Annotated in this window: 8 protein-coding genes; 3 read left to right on the top strand and 5 right to left on the bottom strand. The window is 69.0% G+C overall.

Translation table 11 applies throughout. The annotated features are described in order from the left end of the window. Window positions 1-287 precede the first annotated feature (287 nt). Window positions 288-3,299, top strand: a complete 3,012-nt coding sequence (locus FBX97_RS08975; protein ID WP_255517362.1) for a beta-galactosidase — start codon at window positions 288-290, stop codon at window positions 3,297-3,299. A 50-nt stretch (window positions 3,300-3,349) separates the two neighbouring features. On the opposite strand, the gene FBX97_RS08970 is transcribed toward FBX97_RS08975, so the two are convergent. Further along, window positions 3,350-4,840, bottom strand: coding sequence for a GDSL-type esterase/lipase family protein (locus FBX97_RS08970; RefSeq protein WP_185748517.1), 1,491 nt, complete (start codon window positions 4,838-4,840; stop codon window positions 3,350-3,352). Between the two features lie 226 nt (window positions 4,841-5,066). Between FBX97_RS08970 and FBX97_RS08965 the strand changes: the two genes are divergently transcribed. Next, the gene (locus tag FBX97_RS08965; RefSeq protein WP_141830459.1) at window positions 5,067-7,742 is read left to right on the top strand and encodes a glycoside hydrolase family 3 protein; all 2,676 of its coding nucleotides are present in this window, start codon (window positions 5,067-5,069) and stop codon (window positions 7,740-7,742) included. Between the two features lie 31 nt (window positions 7,743-7,773). Beyond that, the gene (locus tag FBX97_RS08960) at window positions 7,774-8,661 is read left to right on the top strand and encodes an alpha/beta hydrolase (RefSeq protein WP_185748516.1); all 888 of its coding nucleotides are present in this window, start codon (window positions 7,774-7,776) and stop codon (window positions 8,659-8,661) included. On the opposite strand, the gene FBX97_RS08955 is transcribed toward FBX97_RS08960, so the two are convergent. From FBX97_RS08955 to FBX97_RS08940, 4 genes are read right to left on the bottom strand one after another with little or no spacing between them, the layout of a single operon-like run. Continuing rightward, complete coding sequence (locus FBX97_RS08955) at window positions 8,630-10,027, bottom strand: FGGY-family carbohydrate kinase (RefSeq protein WP_255517361.1); 1,398 nt, start codon at window positions 10,025-10,027, stop codon at window positions 8,630-8,632. The genes FBX97_RS08960 and FBX97_RS08955 overlap by 32 nt on opposite strands. Next, entirely contained in the window at window positions 10,024-11,049 is a 1,026-nt protein-coding gene (locus FBX97_RS08950; protein ID WP_141830455.1) for an ABC transporter permease, read from the bottom strand. Before FBX97_RS08950 ends, FBX97_RS08955 begins: the two co-directional genes overlap by 4 nt. A 22-nt stretch (window positions 11,050-11,071) precedes the next feature. Further along, window positions 11,072-12,064, bottom strand: a complete 993-nt coding sequence (locus FBX97_RS08945) for an ABC transporter permease (protein ID WP_141830453.1) — start codon at window positions 12,062-12,064, stop codon at window positions 11,072-11,074. After that, window positions 12,061-13,632 carry a sugar ABC transporter ATP-binding protein gene (locus tag FBX97_RS08940; protein ID WP_141830451.1) on the bottom strand — a complete coding sequence of 524 codons (1,572 nt, stop codon included), beginning with the start codon at window positions 13,630-13,632 and terminating at the stop codon, window positions 12,061-12,063. Before FBX97_RS08940 ends, FBX97_RS08945 begins: the two co-directional genes overlap by 4 nt. Window positions 13,633-13,751 lie beyond the last annotated feature (119 nt).

The raw sequence follows: 13,751 nt of genomic DNA, 5'->3' as shown, positions 1-13,751 counted from the left end.
GCGCTCATGCCGGGTAAAGTCGAAACGGCTGCTGTGTCCGTATTGACGCTGTCGATGGTAGCGCCATCGCGATGCCCGAACTGGTAACGCTACCTTGTACACCGGTAATAATCATGTTGTTGAGCGCTTGCATGGCATTTCACCAACACATCGCTCATCGCGGTGACAATACGGTCACAACACCAACAGGAGACCACCCGGTGACCCATTCCATGCCGCCCCGTTCGCCGTCCCGCTCACTGCCGCGTAGCGTCTTGCTGGCGCCTGTCATTGCCCTTGTCATTGCGATGGCAGGTGGCGCCGGCCGGGCGCAGGAACTGGGTATTCCGCAGGCTTCCGATACGGCGGCGGTGAAGGCGGCGCCAACGGCACCGGTAGCGCCGATGGCCGGCGGGGTGCCGGCGGCGTCGCGTGGCACACCGAAAAAAGTCACCTGGGATCGCTATTCACTGCTGGTCGACGGCAAGCGCATCGTGGTCTGGTCGGGCGAGATCCATCCGTTCCGCCTGCCCAATCCATCGCTGTGGCGCGACGTGATCCAGAAGATGAAGGCGCTCGGCTTCAACGGCGTCTCGTTCTACTTCGACTGGGCCTACCATTCGCCCAAACCCGGCGTCTACGACTTCAGCGGCGTGCGCGACATGGACCGCCTGCTGCGCATCGCCGAGGAAGAGGGCATGTATGTGATCGCGCGGCCCGGCCCGTATGTGAACGCCGAACTGTCCGGCGGCGGCTTCCCAGGCTGGATGTTCCGCAACAAGGCCGAGGCGCGCACCGACGACCCGGTCTACCTGGCCGCGGCCGACGAGTGGCTGGGCCGGATCAACGCCATCATCGCCCGCCACCAGGTCACCAACGGCGGCGGCAGCGTGATCGCCTACCAGCTCGAAAACGAACTGGGCAAGGTCGAACCCAAGCACGTGCGTGCAATGGAACACCTGGCAGCCAAGGCGCGCACGGACGGCATCAGCGTCCCGATGTTCCACAACGCGGCCGGGCGCCTGCCCGACTGGGCGCCGAAGGATTCCAGCGCCGCCTGGGCCAACCCCGGTCCCACCGAGCTGTACGCCTTCGACGGCTACCCGGGCGGCACCTGCAATGTGCACGCCGACCCGTCCGGTCCGAACCGGGCGCCGGACTGGGGTATCTACGGCAAGCCCGGTCCGAAGGCCGGTGCGCTGACCTCGCCGAACACGCCCGGCTTCGCCGCCGAACTGGGCTCCGGCTGGTTCGACTACTGGGGCTCGAACGGCACCTACAATTGCACCGCCGAGCGCCAGGGCAAGGGCTACCAGCGGGTGTTCTACGGTACCGACTTGATCAACCGCATCACCATCCACAACCTGTACATGGCCTTCGGCGGCACCTCCTGGGGCTGGCTGCCGGGGCCGATCGTGTACACCTCCTACGACTACGGTGCGCCGATCTCGGAAGACCGCGGCCTGCGGCCCAAGGCGCTGGCGCTCAAGCAGCAGGGCATGTTCGTGCAGGCGGCCGAGCCGGTGCTGGCGCAGATGGACAAGGGACCGGAGATCAGGACCTCGTCGCCCAGGGTGCGCGTGTACCACAACGTCAACCCGGCGCTCGGCGGGCACGTGCTGTTTGCCGTGCACCAGCCTTCCGACCTGCTGAGCGACGACCGTTTCAGCTTCGACCTGGCGACGCGCGACGGCAGCTACACGCTCGCGTCGCGCCTGAACGGTCAGGATGCCAAGATGCTGCTGGCCGACGTCGACCTGCAGCGCCAGCATCTGGTCTATTCGACCTCGGAGCTGCAGGCGCATCTGCCGAACGGCGAGCGCGACATCGTACTGCTGCAGGGCCGCGACGGCGAATCCGGGGAAACCGTACTGCGTTATGCAGGCGCGCCGGAGGTCGAGGTGCTGGCCGGGCGCGTGACCTCGGCCTTCGACGCCGCCAGGGGTGACCTGAAACTGGGCTACACCCACGACGGCCTGGCACGCGTGCGCATCACGGGCGGTGGCCGATCTCCGCTGCTCCTGCTGCTGGCCGACGAAAAGACCAGCACGCGTTTCTGGACCGCCGACACAGGTGCGGGCCGCATGCTGCAGCTGGGCGGCGCGCTGCTGCGCTCGGCCCGCATCGAAGGCGGGCGCCTGGCGCTGAGCGGCGACACCACCGAGGACGGCATACTCGAGTTGTGGGCGCCCGTGGTGACCTCGGTCAGCTTCAACGGCGCGCCAATGGCTACCAGCGCCCAGCCGGACGGCAGCCTGCGCACGGGCACGGTCAAGGGGCCGGACGCGATCAGGCTGCCCGACCTGGCGACGCTGGCCTGGACCCGCCGCATGGACAGCCCGGAAGCGCAGCCCGGCTTCGACGACAGCGCGTGGATCAGAGCGGACCACCGCGGTTCGGCAGCCCAGACCTGGACCCTGCCCGAGCGCGGCCAGCCGACGCTGGCGATGAGCGACTACGGTTTCCACCATGGCGACGTCTGGTATCGTGGCCGCGCCGACATCAAGGCCGGCGGCAAGCATGAACTCGACCTGTTCTACGGCGGCGGTGGCGGCGGCATGCTGCAGGTCTGGATCGACGGCCGCTTCGCCAGCCAGCACGAACTCGATACGGGACGGGCCTTTCCCGAGACCACCGACAGCGTCAAGCTGCAACTTGGCGCGCTGGCGCCCGGCGCGCATACGATCGCCGTCATGGTGCGCAACAACTCGCACAACTGGGACCTGATGGCCGACGACGCCCACCGCGAAGCGCGCGGCCTGATCGCGGCCTCGCTGTCGGTCCGTGGCGGCCAGCGTTTCGGGGTGCCGATCGCGTGGCGCCTCCAGGGCAGGCGCGGTGGCGAGGACGGCAGCGACCAGCTGCGCGGCCCGCTCAACAACGGCGGTTTGTACGGCGAGCGCGAAGGCTGGCACCTGCCAGCAAACCCGGGCGCGGGCTGGACCGCGGCGAAGCCCGGCGCCGCGCCGCCGGCGGCGGGCACCTACTGGCTGCGCACGCAGGTCAAGCTGGACCTGCCGAAGGGACACGACATCCAGCTCGGCCTCGCCTTCGGCGATACGGCCAAGCCCCGCTCCGACCGCGACAACCGCGCGGTCATCTTCGTCAACGGCTGGAACATGGGCCAGTTCGCCGCCAACATCGGGCCGCAGCGCGTGTTCGTCATCCCGCCGGGTATCATCGATCCGAACGGCGACAACTCGATTGCGCTGGCGGTCACTACCGACGGCAAGCCGGAGAATGCGCTGGAGCCGGTGAAGCTGGTGACACTGCGGGCGGCGCGCGGCGGCGTGCCGCTCGAGATCTTGCCGCAGCGCTGAACAGGCACGGCGCCGCCGCGTAGTACATGCGTCGGCGCCCGGGATGCAGGTCAGCGTGCGCCAGCCGTCACGGCGCTGCGCGCCAGCCAGCCACTCACCGCATTCGCCGCCGCCACGCCCATCGCCTGGTAGCCGGCCCGGTTCGGGTGCAGGTAATCGCCGGCGCTGCCCTCGCTGTTCGGCACATAGGGTGCCAGCAGCGTGCCGGTGGCCGGGTCGGTGGTGACGGCGTCGAAATCGGCGGTGGCGTCGAACAGGCCGCTGTTCAGGATGAAGCGGTTCAGCGTCCTGCGGTAGGCGTCGGTCTGGGCGTTGCCGTATTGCGCCGCCAGCGTCGGCGACACCGCCGCCAGCGGACTGTTGGCCGGCACCTGGCCGTTCGGCACGTAGCTGGACGTGATCGTCGCGCCGATCACGCCGAGTCCGGCGCTGCGCAGGCTGGTGACGACCTGGCGGTAGCCGGCGATGATCGGCGGCGGCGTCAGCTGGCCGCCGCCGAGGTCGTTGATCCCCTCGAGCCAGACCACCAGGTTCGCGCCCGACAGCCCGATCACGTCGCGCGCGACGCGCTGGGTGGCCGGCTGGCCGGTGCGCAGCGCCACCACGCCGTTGCCGCCGATGCCGGCATTGACCACGCTGACCTTGGCGCCCAGGCGCTTGTGCAGCTGGCGCGCCATCACGTTGGCCCAGCGGTCGTTGCCGTTCAGGGTGGAGAAGGTGCCGTCCGTGATCGAGTCGCCGAAGGCCACCACCACCAGGGTGTCGCGCGGTACCAGCACGTCGACTTCGCTGACGAAGAACCACGAGGTGGTCGAGTAGGGGAAGGCGATGTCGTCCTCGGCCAGCACCTGGTCGCCGGAATTCGGCGCACTGATATAAGAGGTGGTGAAGGCGCTCCCATGGTAGCTGGCCGGGCCGGTGGCGCCGTCGACGGCGAAGCTGATCGCCAGGTTGCGGCCGGCAAAGCGGTCGGCGTCGGCGTCGGACACGAAGGGCAGCGCGACCGGATCGCTGAACACCTGCTGGCCGGCGGGGATCGTGACGCTGGTGTTGCCGCGGAAGCGCAGCGGCACGCTGGTGCCGCGCGCGATGTTGGCCTGGAAGGCTTGCAGCGCCACCGCGGCGTGGCTGAAGGTCACCGGGCGGGTGCCGAACACGTTCGAGAAGCGCACGCGGATCGTATGGCCCCACAAATCGGGCTTGACGATCATGCGGAAGGTCTGGTTACTCGCGCCGTTGACGGTGGCGTTGGGCAGCGCGAAACTGAGGTCGGGCTGCGGGTCGAAACCGGGTACCGCGGCACCTTGCGGCGTGGTCGGCGCCACATAGGCGGCCTGGATCGAGGTGGCCCAGGTCGCGGCCCACTTGCTGCTGCCGCCATTGCTGCGGGTGAGGTCGTCGGCCTGGGCGGTTCCGCCGGCGAGCAGGCTGGCCAGCCCTGCCGCCAGAATCAGTGCCCGCCGTGTCGGGTTCCAGGCTTGCTGCTTACGGACGAAGGCCAGCCGCGGCAGCAGCCGGCGCATCCAGTTCAGCGTTCGCATTGTCGTCTCCATCGCGCCAGGCGCGTGTCGTTGGTTTGGAAGACCACTTCAACAAAACGGACGGTGGGCGTCAATCGCCGTGCATGGCCCGATTGATGGTGCTCATGCAGACTGCATTCGTCCGGTTAGCGATAACATAGGGCCATTTCCGTGTTAGCATTCCTGCGCATCAATAGAATGCACAACTCAGGTTGTTAGCGATAACAAGAGAAAACGGAGACACAAGATGACAAGATCCGACTCCCCGGCCCTGGGCGCCCGCCGCGCACTGGTGCTGGCGCTGGCCGCGGCGCTGCTGCCGGCCGGCGCCGGCCAGGCGCAGCAGGTGCCGGCCGCCTGCCAGGCCGCGTCCTGCGGCTGGCTCGACCCCCAGCGTGCCCCCGAAGCGCGCGCCGCCGAGCTGGTGGCGCGCATGACGCTCGAAGAAAAGGCCGTCCAGCTCGGCAACGCCGCACCTGCGATTGCGCGCCTCGGCGTCCCTGCCTACAACTGGTGGAACGAGGGCCTGCACGGCGTGGCGCGCGCCGGCTACGCCACCGTGTTCCCGCAGGCGGTCGGCATGGCGGCCACCTGGAACCCGGCGCTGATGCGGCAAACGGGCGACGTCATCGCCACCGAATTCCGCGCCAAGTACCTGCAGAACCGCGCACCCGACGGCGGCGCCGAGTGGTACCGCGGCCTCACCGTGTGGTCGCCCAACATCAATATCTTTCGCGACCCGCGCTGGGGCCGCGGCCAGGAAACGTATGGCGAGGACCCGTTCCTGACGTCGCGCATGGCGATCGGCTTCATCGACGGCCTGCAGGGCGACGACCCGGCCTTGTTCAAGACCATCGCCACCGCCAAGCACTTCGCCGTGCACAGCGGCCCGGAATCGAACCGCCACCGCGAGGACGTGCATCCGTCCGCGCACGATCTCGAAGACACGTATCTGCCGGCCTTCCGCGCCACGGTTACCGAGGGCAAAGTGCAATCGGTCATGTGCGCCTACAACGCGGTGAACGGCGTGCCGGCCTGCGCCAGCGACGACCTGATGGAGAAGACCTTGCGCCGGGCCTGGGGCTTCAAGGGCTTCGTGGTCTCGGATTGCGGCGGCGCCGCCAACATCTACCGTCCCGACAGCCTGCACTACACGCGCACGCCGGAAGAGGCGGTGGCGGTCGGCTTCAAGGCCGGCATGGACCTGATCTGCGGCGACTACCGCAACGGCATGACGACCGAGGCCGGACCCATCGTCAGTTCCGTGCGCCAGGGGCTGCTGCCGCAAGCCGTGGTCGACCGCGCGCTGGTGCGGCTGTTCACCGGACGCATCCGGCTCGGCATGTTCGACCCGCAGCCGGCCTTTGCCGGCATCCGCGCAGACGACTACGATACCCCGGCGCACCGCGCCGTGTCCCTGAAGATGGCGCAGGAATCGATGGTGCTGCTGAAGAACGACGGCCTGCTGCCCCTGAAGCAGGCGCCGCGCACCATCGCCGTGATCGGACCGAACGCCGACAGCGACGATGCCCTGGTCGGCAACTACAACGGCCAGCCCTCGCACCCGGTGACGGTCCTGGCCGGCATCCGCGCCCGCTATCCCGACGCCAAGGTGATCTACGCCGAGGGCTCCGGCCTGGCCGGCCCGGCCGAACCGGCGGTGCCGGCCACCGCCTTCTGTGCGGACGCCGCCTGCCGCACGCCCGGCCTGAACGCCGAGCATTTCGCGGCGCTGTCGACCGGTGCAGCGCTCGAAGGCACGCCGACGCTGAAACGGCTCGAACCCGCAGCCCGCGTCGAATGGCAGGACGGCAAGCGCAACACGGCGCTGCGCTGGAGCGGTTACCTGAAGGCGCCGGCAAGCGGCATCTACCGGCTGCGCTTCGTCAGCACCGGCGCGTATCGCATGTGGCTCGACGGCAAGCAGATTGTGGATGCCTGGGACGTCACCGATTCGCCGTCGATCGATTACGGCAAGGTCGACCTCAAGGCCGGGCAGGTCTATCCGATCCGCATCGAGGCGGTGCAGAAGGGCGCGCGCGGCAACCAGAAGCTGGTCTGGAGCCCGCCGATCGACAGCGGCCGCGAAGCGGTCGACGCCGCCGCACGCGCCGACCTGGTGGTGTTCGTGGGCGGCCTGAATGCCAACCTGGAAGGCGAGGAACTGAAGCTGCAGGTGCCCGGCTTCGCCGGCGGCGACCGCACCAGCCTCGACCTGCCGGCACCGCAGCAGCAATTGCTGGAACGCGTCAGCGCGGCCGGCAAGCCCACGGTGCTGGTGCTGATGAGCGGCAGCGCGCTGGCGGTCAACTGGGCCGACAAGCACGTGCCCGCGATCGTCCAGGCCTGGTATCCGGGCGGCGAGGGCGGCCACGCGGTGGCAGGCCTGATCGCCGGCGACTACAGCCCGGCCGGCCGCCTGCCGGTGACCTTTTACAAATCGGCCGACCAGCTGCCGCCTTTCCCCGACTACCGGATGGAGGGCCGCACCTACCGCTACTTCCGCGGCGAGCCGCTGTACCCCTTCGGCCACGGCTTGAGCTACACCCGCTTCGACTACCGCACGCCGGCGCTGGCGGCGGCCTCGGTCGCGGCCGGCCAGCCGGCAACCGTGACGGTGGAGGTGGCCAACAGCGGCGCGCGCGACGGCGACGAGGTGGTGCAGCTGTACCTGGCCAAGCCGGGCGATCCGGCCAACCCGACCCTGGCCGGCTTCAGCCGCGTGCACCTGGCCGCGGGTGCCAGCACGAAGGTGAGCCTGGCGCTCGATGCGCGCGCGCTGTCCTCGGTCGATGCCGCCGGCAAGCGCCGCGTCGTCCCCGGCGTCTACACCCTCTACCTCGGCGGCGGCCAGCCGCGCCATGCGAAGACGGTGTCGGCGCGTTTGACCGTCACCGGCACGGCGGCCGAGCTGCCGCGCTGAGCCAGGCATGCACAATCATAAGGAGACTTCGATGGGCAAACGTTTATTGGTCGTGCTGGCGGCGGTATCCGGCATCTGGCTGGCGCCCGCCGCCCCGGCGGCCGCGCAGGCGGAATTCAAGCCGTTCGTGTTGAACAATACCCGGATCGTGCCGCTGCAGTCCAAGGCGGGCCGCAAGTACGAGCTGGTGGTGGTCCTGCCGGCGAGCTACGCGGCCAATCCGGGCAAAACGTATCCGGTGCTGTACTACCTCGACGCTTACTGGGACACGCCGCTGCTGGTGTCCACCTACGGCAACCTGATCTACGATAACCGGGCGCCCGAGTTCATCATGGTCGGCTTGTCCTACCCGGCCGGCACGGACTACGACGTCGAGCGGCGCAAGGACTACACGATCAGCGCCACGGATGCGAACTCCGGCAAGGCCGACGCCTTCCTGGGCTTCATCACGCAGGAAGTGGCGCCGCTGGTCGAGTCGCGCTTCCGCGGCGACAAGGCCGGGCGCGTGATCGGCGGCAGTTCGCTGGGCGGGTTGTTCGCGATCGCGGCGGCCTACAAGGCGCCCGGCTTCTTTGCCGGGCACATCGCGATCAGCCCGGCGGCCGGCTGGGACGAGGGCGCGCTGGCGAAGCTGGACGAGCAGTACGCGCGTACGCACAAGTCGCTGCCGGCGCGCATGTTCATCTCCTACGGTGGCGACGAGTATGCGGGCTTCCGCGAGCCGATCGTGACGTTCCAGAGGCAGCTGGCGACCCGTAACTACAACGGCCTGGCGCTGCGGAACTACCGCATGGAAGGACTCGACCATACGAGCGTGAAGGGCGACGGCTACGTGCGCGGGCTGGACTGGGTGTGGCAGCCGCGCCGGCCTGCGGGGCCGAGCGGGCTTACGCGGGCAATGACGCAGCAGGCTCAGTGAGGTCCAGGGCCTGGTGCCAGCGCTGGCGGTACGCCGTCAAACCTGCCACCGCGCGCGGCCCGATCGCCCTGCTCGACCCTGGCGGCACGCCGTCGCGGTAGCGCAGCATCCAGCCACCGCAGGTGGTGCCGCTGGCGTCGTCCGAGTAGCTCACGGGCTGGTGCGGACGCAGGCTGGCCAGCAGCGGCCCGAACCAGGGGTTGGCGGTAAAGCTGCCTTCGACCGCGAGCGGGCCGGTGGCGCACAGCGCGTCGAGGCAATGATCGGTCATCAGCACGCAGTACAGGGTCGCCAGCGCGTAGCGTTCGCGTGCATCGCGCGGCGGCGGACCCTCGATGCAGCCGCTGCGGCCGGCGAACGGGCCGCCGGTGGCGGCAAAGCAGGGCAGGGCCAGCGTCCCCTGGCGCACCAGGCGCTCGATGTCGTCGATGGTGCAGGGTTCGACCACGGCGCCGGCCAGTTCGGCGAACTCGCGCCCGCCCATGAAGCGCATGCAGGCCACCGGCTGGCCGAGCGCATTGGTGTTGGCCAGCATGTCGGCGTCTTCGCGCAAGCCGTCCAGGGCGACGCCGAAGGCGGCGGCGATCATCCAGGTGCCGGTGGAGAGCACCGTGCGCGGGGCGGAACGGTCATGCTGCGCCAGGTAGCGCAGCAGCGAGGCATTGCTGTCGTGGATGCCGGACAGTACCTGGCAGCCGCGCGGCAGGCCGGTGGCGTCGGCCACTTCGGCGCGCAGCGTGCCGAGCGACGCCCAGGCCGGCGCCAGCGGCGGCATCAGCTTGCGCCAGCCCATGCGCTCGACCAGCGACGAATACTGCTGGGTGCGCGGATTCCACAGGTCGGTGTGGCAGCCGAGCGAGGTCGCTTCGCCGGAGGCGGCGCCGCACAGGCGCCAGGCCCAGTATTGCGGGTACATCAGGATGTGGCGGGTACGGGCGAATTCGTTCGGGAAGGACTGCTGCAGCCAGGCCAGCTGGCGGCCCAGGTTCAGGCCCGCGGGCAGGCTAGGGGAGCAGGTCTCGGCAAACGGCGGGCGCGCCGTGTAGTCGACGCCGGGCAAGCGGGCTTCGTAGTCGAGTACCGGCAGCACCAGGCCGTCGCGGTCGACCAGCGCCGCGGTGGCGCCGTGCGTCACCGGCACGATGGCGGAGACGTCGGCCAGGCCGGCGAAGCCGCGGCAGGTCGCCAGCAGCCACTGCCACAAACCTTCGGTGTCGTGGTGCGGGTAAAGGCCGCCGCCCAGGACGGCGTTCGGGCGGCGCTGTTCGGCCAGCACCCGCCCGCCGGCGTCGATCAGCGCCAGCTTGGCGTTGGTCTTGCCGATGTCGAGGACGATCAGGGCGTCCGGCTGCATGTCGTCACTCATTTGCTCACCCGGCGCGCACGCAGCAGGCGTGGCAGGGCGATCGTCGCCAGCAGCAGGATGCCGACCACGATGGTCATGTAGATGCCGGGGATGTTCGCCAGCGACATGCCGTAGGTGGCCACGCCCAGCGTCAGGATCGCCAGCAGCACGCCGCCGATGGTGCCGGCGCCGCCGGCGATGCTGACGCCGCCCAGGATCACCATCGTGATCACTTCCAGCTCCCAGCCGGTGGCGATGTTCGGGCGGGTGGAGCCGATGCGGCCGGTGAGGAAGAAGGCGGCCAGGCCGGCCATGGCGCCGGTCAGCACGAACAGCGCCAGGCGGTAGCGGTCGACCGCGATGCCGGAAAAGCGCGCCGCGTCCGGGTTGTTACCGATCGCGAAGATGCGGCGGCCCCAGGACGTCGCGTGCAGCACGAAGGCGAACAGCGCCGCGAAGGCCAGCAGCACCACGAACTCGCGCGGCACGATGCCGAAGAAGTAGCCCTGGCCCCAGTCGGCCATCAGCTGCGGGTAACCCGTAAAGGCCTTGTCGCCCAGGACTACGCTGGCCAGGCCGCGGAACAGCGACACGGTGCCGATAGTGACCACGATCGAGGGCAGGCCGAAGCGCGTGACCAGCACGCCGTTGAGCAGGCCGCAGGCGCAGCCCGCCGCCAGCGCCACCAGCACCAGGGTCGCCGGCGGAAAGCCGGCCTGCATCGCCAGCCCCATGGCCACCGAGGACAGCGCCAGCGTGCCGGCCACCGAGATGTCGATCTCGCGGCAGATGATCAGGAGCGCCATCGGCAGCGCGATCAGCGCCTTTTCGCTGAAGTTCTGGGTGCCGTCCAGCAGGTTGTAGAGGTCGAGGAAGTGCGGCAGCACGATGCTGTTGACCGTGAAGACCACGATCAGGAGCAGGGCGAGCAGGGTTTCCCAGCGTCCCAGGACGCTCTTGAGCTTGACGGCTTCGCGGTCGAGGATGGTGTAGCGCGACGTCGGTTTGTTCGACTGCGGGGTCGGCACGGCGGTGGTGTTCACGCGGTCTCCTGTTCTATTTATATTAGTGCGCGGCTGGTTCGAGCTGGTTCCGGTGCAGCGGCAGGATCTGGCGGCTGCCCTTGCGGCCGCCGCGGGCGTTCACCAGCACCGCCGCCAGGATCACCAGGCCGGTCAGGGCGCTCTGCCAGAACGGCGACACCTGCAGCACCGGCAGCGCGTTCCCGATAACGGTCAGGAACAGCGCGCCGAGCAGGGCGCCGGTCACGGAGCCGACGCCGCCGGCGATGCTGACGCCGCCGATCACGCAGGCGGCGATCACGGTGAATTCGAAGCCGTAGGCCACTTCGGTGTAGGCCACCGCGTAGCGCGCCACCCACAGGTAGCCGCACAGGCCGGCCACCAGCCCGGACAGGCCGTAAGTCCACAGCAGGCGCCGCGCGGTCGGGATGCCGATGTAGCCGGCGCACTGCGGCGCATTCCCGATCGCGAACAGGTCGCGCCCGAAGCGGGTGAAGCGCGCGATGAACAGGAACAGCGCGAACGCGGCGGCGGCGATCCACACCAGGTGCGGCAGACCGAACAGGCGCGTGAGCGGAAACGCGATGAAGTCGGCCGGCATCTGGTGCGCCGACACCCAGGTGCCGCCGGACAGCACGAACACCAGGCCGCGGTACACGCTCATGGTGCCGAGCGTGATCACGATCGGCGGCAGGCCGAGGTAGCCGATCAGCCAGCCGTTGACCAGGCCCAGCGCCAGGCCGGTGACGACCGCCATCAGCACCACCGCGAACAGCGGCGCTTCCGGATGGCGCGAGGCCAGCATCGCCGCAACCATGCCGGACAGCGCCAGGTTCGCCGCCACCGACAGGTCGACCCCGCGCGTGACGACCACCAGCATCTGGGCCAGCGCCAGCATCACCAGCAGGGTGCTGTCGGTGACCAGGTTGGCCAGCGAGGGCGCGCTCAGGAACACCGGGGCCTTGACGCCGACTGCCAGCACCAGGGCCACGACCATCAGGGCGAGCAGGGGCTCGCGTTGGAACAGGGATTTCATGCTGCGTTTTCCTCTTGTCGTGCCGATTCCAGTTCGATGCCCGACGCCGCGGCCACCACGATTTCCGGCGTCGCCTCGCCGCGTTCGAACACCCGCCGCACGTGCCCGTGCTGCATCACGACCACGCGGTCGGCCAGCCCCAGCACTTCCGGCAGCTCGGACGACACCAGGATCACCGACAGACCGCGCGTCACCAGTTCGCTGATGAAGCGGTGCACCGCGGCCTTGGAGCCGATGTCGATGCCCTTGGTCGGCTCGTCCAGGATGATCACTTTCGGATCGGTCGCCAGCCATTTGCCCAGCACCACCTTCTGCTGGTTGCCGCCGGATAGCTCGGACACATGCTGTGTCAGGTGGCTCGCCTTCAGTTCCAGCTGCTCGGCGAAGTGGCGCGCGATCTGCGTTTCGTGGGCACGGTGCCCGCGCAGGAAAAACCCGATCTTCGACAGGATCGGCAGCGAGATGTTCTGCTGGATCGGCATCGTCAGGTGGGCGCCGTGGTGCTGGCGGTCTTCCGGCACGTAGGCGATGCCGTGGGCGATGGCCTGGCTCGGCGTCGAGATGGCGACGGGCTTGCCCTCGAGGCGCACATTCCCGGTCACGCCGGGCGTCATGCCGAAGATCGCCTGCATCACTTCAGAGCGGCCGGCGCCGACCAGGCCGTAGAAGCCGAGGATCTCGCCGCGGCGCAGCGTGAAACTTACCTGGTCGAATTCGGTCGAGTGGCACAGCTTGTCCACTTCCAGCAGCGGGCCGCCGATCTCGGCCTGCGCCTTCGGATAGGCATCGTTGACGGCGCGGCCGACCATCAGCGCGACCAGTTCGGCCTCGGTGATCGCGGACAGCGCGCCGTCGGCCACGAACCTGCCGTCGCGCAGCACGGTGTAGCGGTCGGCCACCTCGAAGATCTCGTCGAACTTGTGCGAGATGAAGATGACGGCGGTGCCGGCAGCCTTGAGTTGGGCGATGATGCGGTATAGCTCGCGGATCTCGCGCTGCGACAGCGCGGCGGTCGGCTCGTCCATGATCACCACGCGCGCCTCCTGCGACAGCGCGCGGGCGATCTCGACGAAGTGGCGCTGCGCCACCGACAAGTCTTTTACGCGCGCGCGCACCGGCAGCGCCACTTCCAGGCGCGCGAACAGGGCCTCGGCTTCCTGCTCGATGCGCCGCCAGTCGATGCGGCCGCCGGCGCGGGTCGGCTGGCGGCCGACGTAGATGTTCTCGGCCACGGAGAGTTCGTCGAACATCACGGTTTCCTGGTGCACGGCGGTGATCCCGGCCTGCATGGCTTCCTGCGGGCTTTTCAGCACCACCGGCTTGCCGTCCAGGAGGATGCTGCCGGCGTCGGGCTGGTAGATGCCGGTCAGGGTTTTCACCATGGTCGACTTGCCGGCGCCGTTCTCGCCGATCAGGGCCATGACTTCGCCGGCGCGGATGGTGAGGCCGACGTCGTTGAGGGCGTGGATGCCGTTGAAGCGTTTGCTGATGCCGGTCAGTTCGAGGACGGGTGGGCCGGGCGGAGAATCGGCATACGTGGGCGTGATTGGGGCTTGGGTGACGGGCATAATTTGAGCAGACAAAGTGATTTTCCCGTTAGCAGAGAAACCGTCGTCCCTGCGAAGGCAGGGACCCAAGTCGGACGAGTCAACGCGGCGCCGAGAACTTGGGCCCCTGCCTGCGCAGG

This window comes from Herbaspirillum sp. SJZ107, assembly GCF_006715485.1.
Lineage (GTDB): Bacteria > Pseudomonadota > Gammaproteobacteria > Burkholderiales > Burkholderiaceae_D > Telluria.
Note: the sequence above shows the minus strand (reverse complement) of the source record. Positions and strands in the feature narration are given on the sequence as shown.